Raw genomic sequence first — 17,623 nt, 5'->3', positions numbered from 1 at the left:
TGCAAGACTATGGTTTAGTATACTTCATGACTCGAGCTCTATCAATTTTCCATTGTCGTTCTTTAATTTTCATGCGAAGATCATACTCTTTTTTACCTTGAACCAGACCGATAGTTGCTTTTACCCAAGCTTGTTTCCAGTAAAGTGATAGCATGATAACCGTGTAACCTTTTTTGTTAACATAACCGTATAATGAAATTAATTCGCGTTTTTTTAAAAGTAATTTGCGGATACGTATAGGATCATACAGTACATGGGAAGAAGATGTGATAAGTGGTTGAAACATTGCAGATAAAAGGTAAGCTTCGCCATGTTTCAAAAGCACATAGCTATCACTAATGCTAACTTTATTAGCACGTAATGATTTGACTTCCCATCCTTTCAACACAAGTCCTGCTTCAATCTTTTGTTTCACATGATATTTATGAGAAATTTTTTTATTATTCAAGATAATAGTTACATCGGTATTATTGACTTTCTTTGTAATCATGGAAATTGTTTTCTATAATTAATTTATGAAAATATCCAGATTATCTCCAGATACTTTATTTGATGAAAATAGAAAAAAATGCACGTTTTAAACTCTCGTCTCCGATTAAATAATGTTTTTTATTATTAAAAAAACTTAATAAAGCTGAAAAAAACTATGTCATATTTTATTTTTATATGTATATTTTATATATTCATTTATGTATATAATTAATCCTCATTTGAATCTTTTGGATTAATTTAATTCATATGAGTTGCTGTATATATTGTCGTTACATGATCAATCATCACAATAATGAACTATTAAAAATTACTTTAAAAATAGAAAAAGATTATTGTAATCTGTAATATTTTTATTAATTATCAATTAATGATTTAATAAATTTACCGTTCAATTATTGATATGATTTTAAATATTGATGATTAACAGTATGGTGGTTGAATTCATTTATTAAAAAAATATTTTCAGATTAAAAAAAAGTATTTAAGTCGTCTTTTAGTAAAAATATTAATATGCTTTATGCTTAGCAAAGCAACAAGTAGTGCTATATGAGTAATATGATCTTTTAAAAGAAAGGATTAAACCCACAAAGTTTAATATTACGTAAGTAAATTCGTTTTAAAGTTTGAAATATTGATTATATTGGAAATTAGCTAAATTTAGCAAGAAGATGTAAATTTTTTACATACACGAATACCAATATTATTATCAATGAACGATAGTTAATAAACTGTTATTTTAGTATGTTAACTAATATTAGTTGTTTTTTTCATTGGTTTAAACTCAATATGAGTAAGTATGTCAACATTATTAAACGTTAAGATTAGCGTTTGTTGAAATATAGATTTAATGCCATGATCGCGACGAAAAATATAATATAAAATATTTGAACCAAAAGGATCTTTTAGCATTGGCGTCCCAAGGATATAAACTATTTGTTTCTTGGTCATACCAATGTGTATTTTAGCGATATCAGCCGTCGTTAAATAATTACCTTGATTAATTTCAGGATGATAAATTACTCTCTCGAATACAGAGCAGCCAGTAATAATCATCAATACTAAAAAAATCATGATCAACGTCTTATAGTTCATAACCATTATATACCTTAAAAGTAATACTTATGTCAATACATCTTTAAAATTAGAAACTATTAATAACAACGCATTCTAATTACAAGACATACAAACTCTAATATTGATAGTAATGATTAAGTGATTGGCATATTGTTTGCATAACGTATTTGCATCATCTAATGTTTACTTATACCCTTTTGAAGGTATAATTGTGTCACAATAACAGCATTATCATTTTTATAATATATCTATTACAATCGCTACTGTAATATGGCTCAATCAAATTATTTTAGACTTAGATTAGATTAGATATGTATCTAACATTAGATATGGAGCTTCTTAATTTATTAAGATATTTATGACAGATACATATTTTCTGATATCAATTGCGATTGATAATTGACTGAAAAGCTCAATTAAATTAGATTGATGGATATTGTAACCAAATTGTATATAATACGAAGAATATAGTATATTTTGTTTCTAGAAATGTCAAAAAAAGTGAATAATGTCCATATATTCACTATATAGACAATTATTTACAATTAATCAGAGATGTTAAAATGTTATGCATGTATACCTAAATAGGCAGTTTAAAGGACAGGAAAACTATACATGTTGCTACTACAGACGTGTGATTATCTTTTTAAGTCAAAGAATTAATAGATTAATTTCTTACGAAAAATTTGATAAAATGTATTTTATTTTTTACATACTATAGATTAGTAATCTGTCTAATATGATCATTATCAACAATGCATTATACCATCAGTATGGATGCACTGGATTGTTGTATCTTATTATTGTATTGAATAATTAATGATATGAGCATTCTAAAAAAATTCAATTTTATTAATTAATAACTTTAACTTTTTATATGCATTACACAATGAACTGATTTTCAAACTTTTTCATATATGTTTTAATTGACATGAAGACATTATCTGTTTAACATCTGACCTGATTATTGTAATGATCATTTGCTATATCTTTTTATTAAATAATTTTATTGAAATGGGATGCCTATGATTTATTATGGTATTTTTAGCAACATAGACGTTAACATCATAGCATAAAAAAAATATAGTTACATTGTATAATGTGTACTAATAGGATCTTTTAATCACGAATATAAATAATATTCTACTATTTTCTAGTGTATGAAAGATACACATATGGATAATTATAACATAAATGAAAATCAATGTTGATATAACATTATACATAGTTGATATAACATTATACATAATGGATAAAATTTAAAATAATCTTTTGGACCAACCTAACTTTTTGCCTAGTGTATTGAAATAATTATAATCATTTGGATGAATTAAATCTAAATAGTAGTCGCTACAACGAATAAAAATTTCTTCTTCATTTTGAAATGCTAGTGTGATTTGATTATCACAGTTAATTTCCAAATTTGATGTTTGTTGAAAAAATTTAAGCCGTATCGTACTTCTATTGTTAATGACCAATGGACGTGAAGATAGAGTATGTGGGAACATTGGTACTAGCGCTATAGCATCGACTAATGGAGTAAGGATTGGACCTCCAGCGGATAAGGAATACGCTGTAGAACCGGTTGGTGTCGCAATAATCAAACCATCAGAACGTTGAAAGAATGCAAATTTATCATCAATATAAACTTCAAATTCAATCATACGAGCAACATGTCCTGAATGCAGCACTATTTCATTAATCGCATTACTTAGTCGAGTACATATATTTTTACGAATAATTTGCACTTCTAGCAAAAATCTTTTCTCACTAAAATAATGGCCAGCCAATACATCAGATAATTGTGCAAATGCAGAACTAGGATCAAGGTCGGTCAAAAATCCAAGATTTCCACGATTAATACCAATGATTTTAATATCATATTGTGCTAGAACTCGTGCTGCGCCTAACATATTGCCATCTCCACCAACCACGATAGCAAGATCTGCTTGTTGTCCAATATCAGTTAAATTACCAATCGCTCCTTGTGCCAATGCCAAATTTCCAGCAACTTGACGTTCTATAATTACATTATATCCTTTGTTTTTCAACCAATGGTAAAGTTTTTCATGCGTAGTAAGAGCATGTTGATGTCGCGGATGTCCAACTATACCAATAGTGTGAAAGCCAGTAGTCATTTGACTGTATCTCTAGCGTTTTTTTGTCAATCTCATTATGCTTCATCTCTTGAATATACGTTATTCATCCCCATAATAACCGAACTAACAAAAATAAAGTCACACTGTGGAGAAAACTTATGACAATGAGTAATGAACAGAATAACCCTGATGAGCAAAATTTACAACATACTGAAATAAAACAAGAAGAAGAGAAAACAACGAAATCTGAAGGGGAAAAAATTCTAGATCCTAAAGATCAGGAAATTTATGAACTTAAAATTGCTATAAATGAAGCTCAGCAACGTGAGCGAGAAAATTTTCTACGTACCCAAGCAGAATTAGAAAACACACGTCGCCGTATTGAGCAAGATGTTAAAAAAGCACACAAATTTGCTTTAGAACATTTTATAGGAGAATTATTGCCAGTGATTGATAATCTTGAACGTGCTCTAGAAATGTCCGACAAGACTAATAGTCAATTAAGTTCTACGATTGAAGGAATTGAGCTGACATTGAAATCTTTGATGGATGTTGTGAGGAAATTTGGTGTCGATATAATAGAAAATGCCCAGGTGCCATTCAATCCAGAAATTCATCAAGCAGTAACTATGTTAGACTCAGAAGAACATATTCCAAATCAGGTAATAATGATTATGCAAAAAGGCTATATCCTTAATGGCCGTTTGATTCGTCCTGCAATGGTTACGGTATCAAAAGAAAAAATTTTTTGATATTGTCTACGTACACTGCTAAAGGCAGTGTGCAGGAGTTTTAATATTTACATATCCTATCTTTTGATGTTTCCTTCCTATACTTAAAAATATAAAGATCATGATCTTAAAACATCATATCTATTTAATTTTTTATCTAAAAGTTTCAACTTATTCATTTTTTATCACGTTTATAGGCAACGTTAATGCTGTCCAGTCGATAGGTTTTTTCCCTTGTTTCTCCAACAATGTATTAGCTTTTGAAAAATGATGGCAACCGAAGAAGCCATGGTGGACAGACAGCGGGGAAGGATGAGGAGCTTGTAATATGTAATGACGTTTTTGATCGATAATAATTTTCTTTTTCTGGGCTTGAGCCCCCCACAATAAAAATACTACTCCTGTACGATAAGTATTAATAATTTGCAAAACCTTATCAGTAAATTTTTCCCAGCCTAAATGGGCATGAGAATGAGCTTGCCCTTCCTTTACTGTTAGTATACAATTAAGTAGCATTACGCCTTGTTCCGCCCAGCTTTTCAAATAGCCATGTTCTGGTATTATGAAATTTTCGATATCGTTTGATAGTTCTGTGTAAATATTGACTAGCGAAGGAGGAATAGGAATATTTGGCTTAACAGAAAAAGATAGACCATGAGCTTGATTGTAACCATGATAAGGATCTTGACCTAGTATGACCACTTTTACTGCACTTAATTCAGTAAATCTAAAAGCATTAAATACATCTTTTTTTTCTGGATATATAGAAATACAGGAAGCACGCTCTTTGGCCACCAAAGTAAGAATATTACGAAAGTAAGGTTGTACTTTTTCCTGAGCAAGAGTAGACTGCCAAGTAATTATTTGTTGTATCATGAAATATTTTAAAAAATAGTAGAAAATACAAATTACAATTAACATTGTTAAATTACATATATATATCCTTTAGATATATAAATAAAACTCAACAATATTATTGAAGATTCACTACAAACTCGGTATATTATGATTGATTTTATGATTGATTTTTGGTAAGTCAAGTCTTATCAAAACGCAACATAATTTATTACATTAGTTTTTATTAGCTATAATTATTGATTAGCTATTACTTTACAGGACATTTTTAAAATGTAAGGTATCAAATCGTTTTATCCAGCACGCTTAATTTTAGTATTATATAATTTCAAAAAATAAATTCACATATCCACTTTCCAACCATAAATTTTCGATTATTAAAAAATACATTTATTATACATTTTATTCTTAAGATATAAAATCATATTATCTTCCCTATTTGTATATATGATAAGTATGTTTTAAATATAATTAGATAATATTACAGATTCTTTCTTATCTACTTATTGTTGTCATACATAATATTTTAGTCGAGTATGAACATACAAAATAAACAACCTTATGTTAACGCTGATGAACGAATCAATTATAATAAAAAAACACCATATAATATAATCTTTATGTAGTGTATTTTAATTAATAGAGTTTAATCCATTATTCAATAATATTACTTACTTAAGTGGCACAAATTTTTTTATTGTTTTAAATTAAATATGATGTCAATCAGATTTTTTATTCATTTTTTTCGTTACTGATACTGCTCATAGACATTTTTCATTAGCATATTTATTTTCTTATTTATCTTCTAATGAAATTTGGTTGCAATGGTATTTATATCAGTATTTTTTGTGACAAAGTATGTCAACATGAATTAATATTTAATTAAAGTCAACAAAAATTATTTTTTTCCATTTACAATTATATTGTAGTTTTCTTTATGAATATCCTATATTATGCCATATTTTTGAAGTTTATTAAAGTACATCTTTTGATATATATGATTGTTCAAATAGAAATTTTAGATAGCATTAGTAATTCATTTTTAATACGGTTCACATGAACAATCGACACAATGACAATAAATGTTAAATTATTTTTATAACTTATTTTCTTGTGTTGACATTCTAAACTAAGCCAGCAAGACAATGCACAGATTTTATCAACTTTTCTTGTCAAAGCTACTTTTTCAAAACCTGTACTGGTATAATATATAAGATATGTCTAACATCAAGTATTATTTAAATGAATACAATACGTAATTTCTCCATCATTGCCCATATTGATCATGGTAAATCGACATTATCTGATCGATTGATTCAGATCTGTGGTGGATTAAGTGAACGAGAAATGGAAGTACAAGTTTTAGATTCAATGGATCTCGAGCGTGAACGTGGTATTACTATCAAGTCACAAAGCGTTACGTTGAACTACAAAGCGCTTGACAATCACATTTATCAACTAAACTTCATTGATACTCCTGGACACATTGATTTTTTTTATGAAGTATCACGTTCTCTTGCAGCGAGTGAAGGAGCATTACTACTTATAGATGCTAAACAAGGAGTAGAAGCTCAAACTGTATCTCATTATTATACTGCTATAGAAATGAACTTAAAAATAGTGCCAGTTCTCAATAAAATTGACTTACCTTTTTCCAATCCAGATCGTGTATCCCAGGAAATAGCAAATATTCTTGGTATGAATGTTGTTGATGCAGTACGTTGTTCAGCTAAAACTGGAAATGGAATCCGCACTCTTCTAGAGCGTATAGTGAAAGATATTCCTCCACCTCAGGGTAATCCCAACGCGCCGTTACAAGCACTGATTATAGATTCTTGGTTTGATAAGTATTTAGGCGTAGTATCTCTGATATGCATTAAAAATGGTACATTACATAAAGGTGACAAAGTGCAGGTGATGCGTACTAAACATATTTATCATGTAGAACAGATGGGAATATTCACACCAAAACGTATCAATCGTGATATTTTAAAGTGCGGTGAAGTTGGTTGGTTAGTGTGTGCTATTAAAAATATTTATGGTACATTAGTAGGTGATACTTTGACGCATGCACGATATCCAGCTGCAAAAGAATTACCTGGATTTAAGAAGGCTACATCACAAGTGTATGCCTGCTTAATCCCAATAAATTCAGAGGATTATGAAACTTTTCGTGATGCACTTGGTAAACTTAGTTTAAATGATTCTGCTTTATTTTATGAAGCTGAAAGTTCTACCACATTAGGTGGCGGATTTCGTTGTGGTTTTTTAGGTCTATTACATATGGAAATTGTTCAGGAAAGACTCAAACGCGAATATGATCTTAATTTGATCATTACTTCGCCAACAGTTGTCTATGAAATTTTAATGATCGATAATAGAATAATATATGTGAACAACCCATCTAAATTACCTATTTTGAATCGAATCAGTGAAATTCGTGAACCCATTGCTGAATGTCATATGTTACTGCCACAAGTGTATTTAGGAAATGTCATTGCATTGTGCATTAAAAATCGTGGAATACAGATTGGAATAGTGTATCACAGCCATCATGTAGCATTAACTTACGAGATCCCTATGGCTGAAGTAGTGATAAATTTTTTTGATAAACTAAAGTCTATTTCACACGGTTATGCATCTCTTGAATATCACTTTAAGTGCTTTCGTCGTTCTGATATGGTACGACTGGACATTCTAGTCAACAAAGAACAAATAGATCTTTTTTCATTAATTATTCATCGAGATAATGCAAATTATCGTGGTCGTTTTTTTATTGATAAACTTCAAAAATTAATTCCACGTCAACAGTTCGACATTTCTATTCAAGCAGCTATCAATAATCATATTATTGCCCGATCCAGCGTAAAACAACTTCGTAAAAATGTGTTGGCCAAATGTCATGGTGGCGATATTAGTCGTAAGAAAAAATTGCTTAAAAAACAGAAAGAGGGTAAAAAATACATGAAAAAAATAGGAAATATTGAACTTTCCCAAGAAGCATTTTTGAAAATGCTGCAGATTAATAATACTAAAGATTAGTTTAAGGAATTTCTATGGCTCATATATTCTCTCTAATTCTGGCAATTGCTACGCTTATTACTGGATTGTGCTGGTGTGTGAAGCGTATTAAGTTAATGCGTATTTACTACCACCGTTATTTTATGAAACATAATTATCAAGTAGAAAATAAAAAAATAAATACTGGAACTGATATTTTTATACAATCTAATAGTTATCCAAAATGGTTTGAATCCTTTAATTCTATTTTTCCTATATTATTACTCGTATTTATTGTACGTTCATTTATTTTTGAACCATTTCAAATTCCTTCTGGATCTATGATGCCGACGTTATTAGTTGGCGACTTTATTTTAGTAAAGAAATTTGTTTATGGTATTAAAAACCCAATTACTCAAACAACATTAATTGAAACCGGACATCCAAAACGTGGTGATGTAGTAGTATTTAGATATCCTCCTAATCCAAATTTAAACTATATTAAACGAGTAGTAGGTCTTCCAAACGACCGAATACGTTATGATTTTGTGAATAAACGGATAACCATTCAACCAAATTTTAATAACCAGCAATATTGTCCTATGGAACTACCTATTACTTATTTTGATATTACTCCAAAAGACGCTATAAATATCTTCGAATCGACAAAAACAAAAGAGATTCATTATTATTCTGTAATACAACCTTTACATTATCAAGCAAAGCATAACAGCACCCAAATAATACAACGTATAGAATCTTTGGATAAAGAACAACATAGTATTTTAATTTCACCAAATCACCACGATCGATTGGATCTTTACTTTAATCAACCAGGAATATTATTGTCGGAATGGATCGTACCAAAAGGAGAATACTTTATGATGGGTGATAACCGTGATAATAGTGATGATAGTCGTTATTGGGGTTTTGTACCAGAAACTAACCTTGTAGGCCAGGCGACAGCGATTTGGATGAGTTTTGATAAAAAAGAAGGTCAGTGGCCTATTGGTATGCGGTTACATCGTATTGGTGGTATTCATTAGTTTATTAGTCAAAAAATTTTTATTTACTGTGTTGAAACATACAGCATTTAGTATACAGCATTTAGTATGTGTAGTACTAGATTAGTATAAGTAGTAAAATTATATTTTTGATGAAATATATACTATCCTCAATGAGTCTGTGATCTCTAAATTTATAGTGGTGTTGTGTACAAATTACTGGATTATTTGACAGCGCATGAATCCTATTATGGTTAATAGTTTACAAAATAAATTAGGCTACATTTTTAAGAAGCACGAACTTTTATTACAGGCATTGACACATCGTAGTAGTAGAAGTAAGCATAATGAACGGCTTGAATTTTTAGGCGATGCAATATTGAATTATGTCATTTCTCGCGCACTTTATCAACAGTTTCCCCAAATTAATGAAGGCGATATGAGCAGAATGCGTGCTACGTTGGTTCGAGGTAAAACTCTTGCAGAAATGGCAATAAATTTTAAATTAGGAGATTATTTACGATTAGGTCCCGGAGAGTTAAAAAGTGGTGGATATCATCGAGAATCAATTTTAGCTGATGCAATGGAAGCTTTGATCGGTAGTATATTATTAGATAGTAATATTCAAGTCATAGAAACTTTAATTATCAATTGGTACCATACACGCCTCAACGAAATTAGGCCTGGCGAAAAACAAAAAGATCCGAAAACTCGGTTACAGGAATATCTACAAGGATGCCGTTATCCTTTACCTACTTATGTGGTAATACAAGTACACGGCGAAGAACACAAGAAAGAATTTATAATACACTGCCAAGTGAGTGGATTAATCCATCCAATTGTCGGTAATGGTTCAAATCGTCGAAACGCAGAACAAGCAGCAGCACAACAAGCACTGACATTATTAAAATTAAATGAATGTTGAAATACAACAATATTGTGGATTTATAACAATTATAGGTCGACCAAATGTTGGTAAATCTACTCTTTTAAATTGCTTATTACAACAAAAAATCTCCATTACTTCAAGTAAGGGTCAGACTACTCGAGAATGTATTATGGGAATTCATACTGAAGGATCTCATCAAGCGATTTATATAGATACACCTGGATTTCAATATACAGAAAAAAAGGCAAAGAATATTCTGGAAAATTCTATTATTAGTCATTGTATGGATAGTGCAAACTTAATAATTTTTGTAGTAGAAGGAATTAAATGGTTTTTGGCCGATGAAATAATGATAAAGAAACTATATAAATTAACATGTCCGATTGTATTGACAATTAACAAAATTGATACTATTACTAACAAAAGAAAATTGCTCCCACATATTCGCTTGCTCACACAGAAGATACAGTTCCAAGACATTGTACCTATCTGTGCTGAAAAAGGCACCAATGTAGATATTGTAGCTGATATTGTACGTAAAGTGTTGCCTATTTCGACACACCATTTTCCAAAAAATTATATTACCAATTGTTCACAACATTTTATAGCCTCAGAAATCGTTCGAGAAAAATTAATGCGTTTTTTGGGAGATGAATTACCATATTCAATTATGGTAAACATTAAATTTTTTATGATTGATGATCAAAATCATTGTAATATTCAAGGATTAATTTTAGTAGAACGAAATAGTCAAAAAAAAATAGTAATAGGAAAAAAAGGAAATAAATTAAAAATAATAGGCATCGCTTCTCGACAGGATATGGAAATGGCATTTAAGAAACGAGTAAATCTGAAATTATGGGTAAAAGTAAAATCAAATTAAGCTAATAATGGATGGACATTGGATACTTATACTAACAATTTCAAAAAATATTAATGAAAATAATAAGCGACACACTTTTATTTTATAATGGAATGCACGTATATTAAAATTAATTTATATCCAGATTTTAAATCAAAATCTTCTAAATATCGTATACTGTGTAAAAAATATAACTAATTCTATTATATCTAGTTTAATGAAAATGATATTTTCTTAAATATGATAGGAAAATAAAATACAAATACTGATCAATTAACATTGATTATTGATGTTTGTATTAGTGCACTTCTATATTTTAAAATGATCCATTTTTACCTTATTTATTTTTATCGAATATATTTTTAAACTTAATTAATATTTTTATATATTGGACATATATTTGCAGATATTAGATCAATTTTATTAATTATAATCTAACACAAGTTAGAGTACATGATGATTGAAGCTCTATTCTTTAAAATTAAAATGGCCACTGGCCGTGGTTTTGAATATATGTAAGTTTTTATGATAGATATCGATATCTAAATATTTATTTAAATGTTATAACTAAAATTTGTTAAGTTATTGTTATAATTTTGTACTTCTTAAGAAAGAAATAAATATTTTTTTAAAATTTAGATAAAATATTTAAAACATTTTTAGCATTATTCTATACACTATTAATAATAAAATACTTAAATTATATTGTATTACTAATTAAAAAAAATTGAGCTTAATAAGCTAAGCTATAATCAAAAAATAGTATATACTGTTATATATACATCAAGAACTAAACAGGTGGACATGTATGTCTAATGAATTGTTGTTAGGTGTGAACATTGACCATATTGCTACCATACGTAATGCACGTGGTACTATGTGGCCCGATCCTGTACAAGCAGCTTTTATTGCGGAACAAGCAGGAGCAGATAGCATCACTGTGCATTTACGTGAAGATCGTCGTCATATTACTGATCGTGATATTCTGTTACTTCGACAAACTATTCAAACCGAAATGAATTTAGAAATGGCAGTGACAGAAGAAATGCTTTCTATCGCTTGTAAGTTAATACCACATTATTGTTGTTTAGTGCCAGAAAAACGTCAAGAACTGACAACAGAAGGCGGATTGGATGTGATTAATAAAAAGGATAAGTTGCATCGAGCAATATCTCGTTTACACGACGCTGGCATACAAGTTACATTATTTATTGATGCAGATGACCATCAAATTACAGCAGCAGCAGATATAGGAGTTACCTGTATTGAAATTCATACCGGTGCCTATGCTGACACATTAAATCAGGTCAGCAGACATGCTGAATTGGTTCGTATCACAAAAAGTGTGAATCATGCTAATATGTTAGGTTTAAATGTTCATGCTGGACATGGTCTGAATTATCATAATATTAAGTCAATTGCTTCATTAGCATACATCCAAAGAGTAAATATTGGCCATGCAATCATTAGTCGTTCTGTTATCAGTGGTTTAGCGAATGCAGTTCGAGAGATGAAGTACCTTATTAAAGGAAATTGTGATTGATGACAATTATTGGCATTGGTACGGATATTGTTGAAATAAAACGTATTGAATTAATCCTATTTAGAATAGGTAATCGTTTTGTAAAACGCATTTTTAGTCCCATTGAATTAATGTTATATCAAAAAAATAATCGGCCAGAGCGCTTTGTTGCAAAACGTTTTGCAGTAAAAGAAGCAGCTTCCAAGGCATTCGGTACTGGTATATGTAATGGGTTATCTTTTTCACACTTTGAAGTTATTAATGATGCTCAAGGAAAACCTGTACTCCGATTATCTGGCCAAGCAGAAAAATTAGCTAAAAAGTTAGGTATCAATACAATGCATATTACGCTAACTGACGAACGAGCCTACGCTTTTGCAACTGTAATATTTGAACGATAATAATGCATGTAATTGATCTTTGATCAAAAAAATAGCATAATATTATTATGTGATAAATTTTCATTTACATGAATCAATGATATAAATTAACTTACAATATCCAATTTTTTATTGATATTTTGATTAGTTAAATAATGTTTATAATGTATTTGAAGTGAATTAAAATGAGTTGTAAATATCCAACATTAGCAAAATTCGTGTATTTAATTTTAATAATTTTAATATTTGTTGTACATTTTTTAAATGACACTGCTTATTTTAAATTTTAAGTTAAATATTTTTAATGATATTAAATTAGGTGTATTTTATACTTGAATTCAATAATGTTCTCTTCATACTTATTTAACATAACACTGATTTAACATATTAAGCAAATTATGTTAAAAGCAGTATTAATTTGTTTTATTTAAAAATAAAGACAGTATCCATTCTTTATTAAAGAAATCATATAGATAAATTAGAAAATATGTTAATTCATTAATCGTCTCAAAAAAACATAATGAGACTCTAATTGCAATTAGATTATTAGATTAACTATCTATTTCTGCCATAATTTCTTCTGATGATAAACTAATTCGAAAAACAGTAAACTTACTTTTTTCAATTATTTTTGATAGTTATATTCATTTATCTAAGTTATCCTAAGTTATCTTAGTAGAGTCACATGAATCTATGTTCAGTACGTTTATCAAAAAAGTAGATGCTAACTTGAACCTATACGAAATAATATTTCTATAAAAGTTATAAAATATATTAAAAGTATATGAAGATATTTATCTTTTTAAAAAAAACTCAGTTTTTACTGTATAGTTATGATAATAGTCTATGAAATTAACTTATTTTACTGTTTATAAAATAAGATGTTAATAAACTTAAATATTTTTAACTAAAAACTAAATATAGTCATTTAATAATTATTTATAAGATAATAAGATAATACGATTTTATATAAAATAAGTACATTACTTTGGATGAAGTAATCATATTTAAACACACTAAAAATTAATAAATAAAATTAAATAAGATTAAGATCAAGTATATGTGGCCCTTTTTGATATAAATATTAATTTTACCCGGGATGAGATTTGAACTCATATAGCATAAAGCCGAGGGATTTTAAGTCCCTTGTGTCTACCAATTTCACCACCCGGGCATTGGAAATAAATAACAAGAGAGAGACGCGTCCCGGAATTGAACCGGGATAGACGGATTTGCAGTCCGTTACATCACCACTCTGCCAACGCGCCTGATTTTATTGCTTTTTCATTAAATTATTGCTGTACAAATAGTATTTTATTATTTACGTAAATTAACTGATTATGAATCATTATAAGGATAGCAAATTTTATTTAAAAAAGCGAGAAATATAATAAATATATCTCCTCAAAATATCATTATAAGCTATACCGATGGCTATTTTTAATAATATTCAAAAAAAATAGATTGATTCTATTGAATACAAAATTATTTAATGTGTTGATGATAAGTTGAACTAATATTTACTAATAAAATTCATAACATTTTACTCTAGAACTATCAGTTTATTGTATGGATACCAGTGTATTATTATACATACCTTAAAAAATGAATCATGTATCTAAATTTAGTACAGTACGTTAATATTTGTTTTAAATATATGAAAATAGCTTTTCATTCAATAATTAATTTTATTACCATATAATCCATATTATATTTCGTATAATATGTAAAAAAATATTTTAAGTACAGCATACATACCAATATATGTAGTTTAAAAAACTTGTGTTATCATTTAACTTGATAATTAAGATTTTATGCATACTCGCTATTTTTTATAAATTATCTGAAAATATAGTAAGATATATATCAATATATTAACTATCTATAATTTCTTATTCCCTAAGAGATTAAGGAACATTTCTATTCTAGAAATAGCACTCTTTTCTTAATAATTTATGTCATAGGTTAATATGACATAAATAAATCGTTTTACACTACCAATTACCAATATTTCATTTTATAAGTTTTTATAATATTAATTGGTAGATTATTTTTTAATTTATAAATTTTTTATATTATCTTAGTAAACCAGCTAACAGAAATAATCAAAAGTAATAGAATATTTTTCTAAAAATCTATTGTATTATACTCATAAACCAGATGTGATCAAAGTACTTAAATCATCAATTTCAGTTATTATTAAACTTTACTGTAATAGATGTTAATACATTTAATAATAAACTATAAAAATGTTTATTAAGTAATAAATTATACTAAATTAGAAAGATTAATGAATTAAATTCAAGAAATATCTAAGTAATGTTGCTAATTATATAATTTATCTAATAAAAAGTGCATTTTTATATATTCTCATCTGAATACTAATATTAATATCAATGTAATATTATAGTTAATTTAGAATATCTATATTTATACCAGCGTTGACATTATTTATATAATACATAAACAATTATTAGTATAACTATTTGATAAAACATATAATTGTATGCAGTTTATAACAATTTTATTCAATTATAATTTTTCCAGATCTAGACAAAGATTAATCGATAAATATTAATTAATATGTTATATTAAAAACCTTATTTTAAGAATATTCAATTCTTATCTAGGCATCATATTTTATGATTAGATAATTATTCAATTATCTTCAATATATTTACTTAAGTTAGTTTTATGCTATTAAACTATACAAAAATAAATAAATTTCATTTCTAATGATTATAATAACGCGTACTATACCATATTTATAATGGTTAAAATATATGATCTCAATGACGAAAAATATTCATAAATATCGTATCTTAATTTTGGATTTTGGTTCTCAATATTCTCACTTAATAGCCCGAAGAATTCGCGAAATAGGTGTCTATTGTGAAGTATGCACATGGAGCATAACTGGAGTAAAAATTCATGAATTTAATCCCAATGGAATTATTCTGTCAGGTGGACCAGAAAGTACTACACAACAAAATAGTCCTCGTGCACCAAAAGACGTATTTCAAATAGGCGTGCCAGTACTCGGTATTTGTTATGGAATGCAAACTATGGTAATGCAACTCGGGGGAAAAGTACAAAATTCGTATTATCGAGAATTCGGTTACGCACAAGTAGAAGTACTAACAAATAACATCTTAGTGCAAGATCTGCAAGATAGTATTAACACTCATGGTACAGCTTTACTTGACGTATGGATGAGTCATGATGATAAAATCACTTCACTTCCTATAGGTTTCATAGCTATTGCTAAGACTGAATCATGTCCATTTGCAATCATAGCTAATGAAGAAAAAAAATTTTATGGAGTTCAATTTCATCCGGAAGTAACTCATACTCGTCAAGGCCAGCGTATGTTACAACGATTCGTCATTGATATTTGCCAATGTGAACATCTATGGATACCAGCTTCAATTGTCGAAGACATTATTACGAATATTTGTAAACAGGTTGGTAATGATCATGTTATTTTAGGACTGTCTGGTGGTGTAGATTCATTAGTTACTGCGATGCTTCTTCATCGTGCCATTCATGATCGTTTGACTTGTATTTTTATTGATAATGGACTGCTACGTCTTAATGAAGCTCAGCAAGTAATGGAAAGGTTTGGTAATCGTTATGGTTTTAAAATTATCTATGTGTCGGCTGAAAATCGTTTTCTTTCTGCATTAGTTGGAATTGAAGATCCGGAAATTAAACGAAAAACGATTGGTAGAATTTTTATAGAAATATTTAATGAACAAGCTGTGAATCTTTCTGAAATTAAATGGTTAGCGCAAGGTACTATTTATTCTGATGTCATTGAATCTTCATGTTCTGTTACGAATAAAAAAGTAATTATCAAATCACACCATAATGTTGGTGGTCTTCCAAACGAAATGACAATGAAATTAATTGAACCTCTGAAAACCTTATTCAAGGATGAAGTGCAAAAACTAGGCCTAGAGCTAGGCTTACCTTATGATGTATTGTACCGTCACCCATTTCCAGGACCAGGACTAGCAATCCGTATATTAGGTGAAATAAAAAAAACTTATTGTGATTTACTGCGTCGAGCTGATAGCATTTTTATTGATGAGCTTCATAAGGCTGATCTTTATAATAAAGTTAGTCAAGCTTTCGTTGTATTTCTTCCAATACGTTCTGTTGGTGTTATGGGAGATTGTCGTACATACGAATGGGTGTTATCTCTACGTGCTGTAAAAACAGTTGATTTTATGACAGCTCATTGGGCACCATTACCATATGAATTTTTGAGTCGAGTATCTAATCGTATAATCAATGAAATAAATGGTATTTCACGCGTAGTATATGATATTTCCGGTAAACCTCCTGCTACAATAGAGTGGGAATAATAAATAAGAATTGATAACTTATTTAATCTATTTGAAATTTTATTATAATGGAACTAATTATATTAAATTTTTGATTTTTTATCATATTATATTAAATAATACTATTTAATATTGAAATATAATCAATGAACTACTTAAAACACGAAATCATGTTATGATATAATGTTTTTAAAACATAACAAACATTCACATCAAGATTTTATATCTTTTTTTTAAAAAAGAAACTGTCACAATTAAGAAATTAGTGGTTTATAGGAAATGCATAACTAACTGAATGGTCATTTCAATCTATTAGAAGCTAACATATTTTATGTGTGATTTAAATCACCTATTATTTATCTATTG

General features: G+C 28.5%; 13 protein-coding genes and 2 tRNA genes. 8 read left to right on the top strand and 7 right to left on the bottom strand.

The annotated features are described in order from the left end of the window. Positions 1-7: 7 nt before the first annotated feature. The 3 genes from smpB to nadK all read right to left on the bottom strand — a co-directional run bounded on the left by smpB (position 8) and on the right by nadK (position 3,704). Positions 8-490, bottom strand: coding sequence for an SsrA-binding protein SmpB (gene smpB, locus ACICP0_RS00955; RefSeq protein WP_395480087.1), 483 nt, complete (start codon positions 488-490; stop codon positions 8-10). Positions 491-1,236: 746 nt separating this feature from the next. After that, entirely contained in the window at positions 1,237-1,584 is a 348-nt protein-coding gene (bamE, locus tag ACICP0_RS00950; RefSeq protein WP_395480086.1) for an outer membrane protein assembly factor BamE, read from the bottom strand. Positions 1,585-2,825: 1,241 nt separating this feature from the next. Beyond that, complete coding sequence (nadK, locus tag ACICP0_RS00945) at positions 2,826-3,704, bottom strand: NAD(+) kinase (RefSeq protein WP_395480085.1); 879 nt, start codon at positions 3,702-3,704, stop codon at positions 2,826-2,828. A gap of 119 nt (positions 3,705-3,823) precedes the next feature. Here nadK and grpE point away from each other — a divergent pair, with 119 nt between their 5' ends. Then, positions 3,824-4,417 (top strand): nucleotide exchange factor GrpE, encoded by a 594-nt coding sequence (gene grpE / locus ACICP0_RS00940; RefSeq protein ID WP_395480084.1) that lies wholly within the window; start codon positions 3,824-3,826, stop codon positions 4,415-4,417. 150 nt (positions 4,418-4,567) lie between these two features. Here grpE and ung read toward each other — a convergent pair whose 3' ends face one another. Together ung and ACICP0_RS00930 are read right to left on the bottom strand one after the other, a co-directional pair. Then, entirely contained in the window at positions 4,568-5,272 is a 705-nt protein-coding gene (gene ung, locus ACICP0_RS00935) for a uracil-DNA glycosylase (RefSeq protein WP_395480083.1), read from the bottom strand. Between the two features lie 984 nt (positions 5,273-6,256). Continuing rightward, the gene (locus tag ACICP0_RS00930; protein ID WP_395480082.1) at positions 6,257-6,427 is read right to left on the bottom strand and encodes a hypothetical protein; all 171 of its coding nucleotides are present in this window, start codon (positions 6,425-6,427) and stop codon (positions 6,257-6,259) included. 66 nt (positions 6,428-6,493) lie between these two features. Between ACICP0_RS00930 and lepA the strand changes: the two genes are divergently transcribed. The 6 genes from lepA (at position 6,494) to acpS (ending at position 12,929) form a co-directional block, all read left to right on the top strand. Then, a complete protein-coding gene (gene lepA, locus ACICP0_RS00925) occupies positions 6,494-8,293 on the top strand; it encodes a translation elongation factor 4 (RefSeq protein ID WP_395480081.1) in 1,800 nt (599 codons plus the stop codon). Between the two features lie 14 nt (positions 8,294-8,307). After that, positions 8,308-9,297 (top strand): signal peptidase I, encoded by a 990-nt coding sequence (gene lepB, locus ACICP0_RS00920; RefSeq protein WP_395480080.1) that lies wholly within the window; start codon positions 8,308-8,310, stop codon positions 9,295-9,297. Between the two features lie 196 nt (positions 9,298-9,493). Further along, positions 9,494-10,180, top strand: a complete 687-nt coding sequence (rnc, locus tag ACICP0_RS00915) for a ribonuclease III (protein WP_395480079.1) — start codon at positions 9,494-9,496, stop codon at positions 10,178-10,180. After that, the gene (gene era, locus ACICP0_RS00910) at positions 10,170-11,027 is read left to right on the top strand and encodes a GTPase Era (protein WP_395480078.1); all 858 of its coding nucleotides are present in this window, start codon (positions 10,170-10,172) and stop codon (positions 11,025-11,027) included. The genes rnc and era overlap by 11 nt, the downstream gene beginning before the upstream one ends. Positions 11,028-11,814: 787 nt before the next feature. Next, positions 11,815-12,549, top strand: a complete 735-nt coding sequence (gene pdxJ / locus ACICP0_RS00905; RefSeq protein WP_395480077.1) for a pyridoxine 5'-phosphate synthase — start codon at positions 11,815-11,817, stop codon at positions 12,547-12,549. Further along, positions 12,549-12,929 carry a holo-ACP synthase gene (gene acpS, locus ACICP0_RS00900; RefSeq protein ID WP_395480076.1) on the top strand — a complete coding sequence of 127 codons (381 nt, stop codon included), beginning with the start codon at positions 12,549-12,551 and terminating at the stop codon, positions 12,927-12,929. The genes pdxJ and acpS overlap by 1 nt, the downstream gene beginning before the upstream one ends. 1,070 nt (positions 12,930-13,999) lie before the next feature. On the opposite strand, the gene ACICP0_RS00895 is transcribed toward acpS, so the two are convergent. Then, positions 14,000-14,082, bottom strand: a tRNA-Leu gene (locus ACICP0_RS00895). Positions 14,083-14,105: 23 nt separating this feature from the next. Next, a tRNA-Cys gene (locus ACICP0_RS00890) sits at positions 14,106-14,176 on the bottom strand. A 1,524-nt stretch (positions 14,177-15,700) separates the two neighbouring features. Between ACICP0_RS00890 and guaA the strand changes: the two genes are divergently transcribed. Next, positions 15,701-17,278, top strand: a complete 1,578-nt coding sequence (guaA, locus tag ACICP0_RS00885) for a glutamine-hydrolyzing GMP synthase (RefSeq protein WP_395480075.1) — start codon at positions 15,701-15,703, stop codon at positions 17,276-17,278. Positions 17,279-17,623 lie beyond the last annotated feature (345 nt).

The organism is Candidatus Curculioniphilus buchneri endosymbiont of Curculio glandium (genome assembly GCF_964275155.1).
GTDB classification, from domain to species: Bacteria; Pseudomonadota; Gammaproteobacteria; order Enterobacterales; family Enterobacteriaceae; genus Curculioniphilus; species Curculioniphilus buchneri.
Note: the sequence above shows the minus strand (reverse complement) of the source record. Positions and strands in the feature narration are given on the sequence as shown.

Bases quoted from the DNA above. Each gene is read 5' to 3' on its own strand.
- lepB (WP_395480080.1), top strand. From the start codon at position 8,308: ATGGCTCATATATTCTCTCTAATTCTGGCAATTGCTACGCTTATTACT.
- nadK (WP_395480085.1), bottom strand. From the start codon at position 3,704: ATGACTACTGGCTTTCACACTATTGGTATAGTTGGACATCCGCGACAT.
- ung (WP_395480083.1), bottom strand. From the start codon at position 5,272: ATGATACAACAAATAATTACTTGGCAGTCTACTCTTGCTCAGGAAAAA.
- acpS (WP_395480076.1), top strand. From the start codon at position 12,549: ATGACAATTATTGGCATTGGTACGGATATTGTTGAAATAAAACGTATT.
- smpB (WP_395480087.1), bottom strand. From the start codon at position 490: ATGATTACAAAGAAAGTCAATAATACCGATGTAACTATTATCTTGAAT.
- pdxJ (WP_395480077.1), top strand. From the start codon at position 11,815: ATGTCTAATGAATTGTTGTTAGGTGTGAACATTGACCATATTGCTACC.
- era (WP_395480078.1), top strand. From the start codon at position 10,170: ATGAATGTTGAAATACAACAATATTGTGGATTTATAACAATTATAGGT.
- grpE (WP_395480084.1), top strand. From the start codon at position 3,824: ATGACAATGAGTAATGAACAGAATAACCCTGATGAGCAAAATTTACAA.
- rnc (WP_395480079.1), top strand. From the start codon at position 9,494: ATGAATCCTATTATGGTTAATAGTTTACAAAATAAATTAGGCTACATT.
- bamE (WP_395480086.1), bottom strand. From the start codon at position 1,584: ATGAACTATAAGACGTTGATCATGATTTTTTTAGTATTGATGATTATT.
- lepA (WP_395480081.1), top strand. From the start codon at position 6,494: ATGAATACAATACGTAATTTCTCCATCATTGCCCATATTGATCATGGT.
- guaA (WP_395480075.1), top strand. From the start codon at position 15,701: ATGACGAAAAATATTCATAAATATCGTATCTTAATTTTGGATTTTGGT.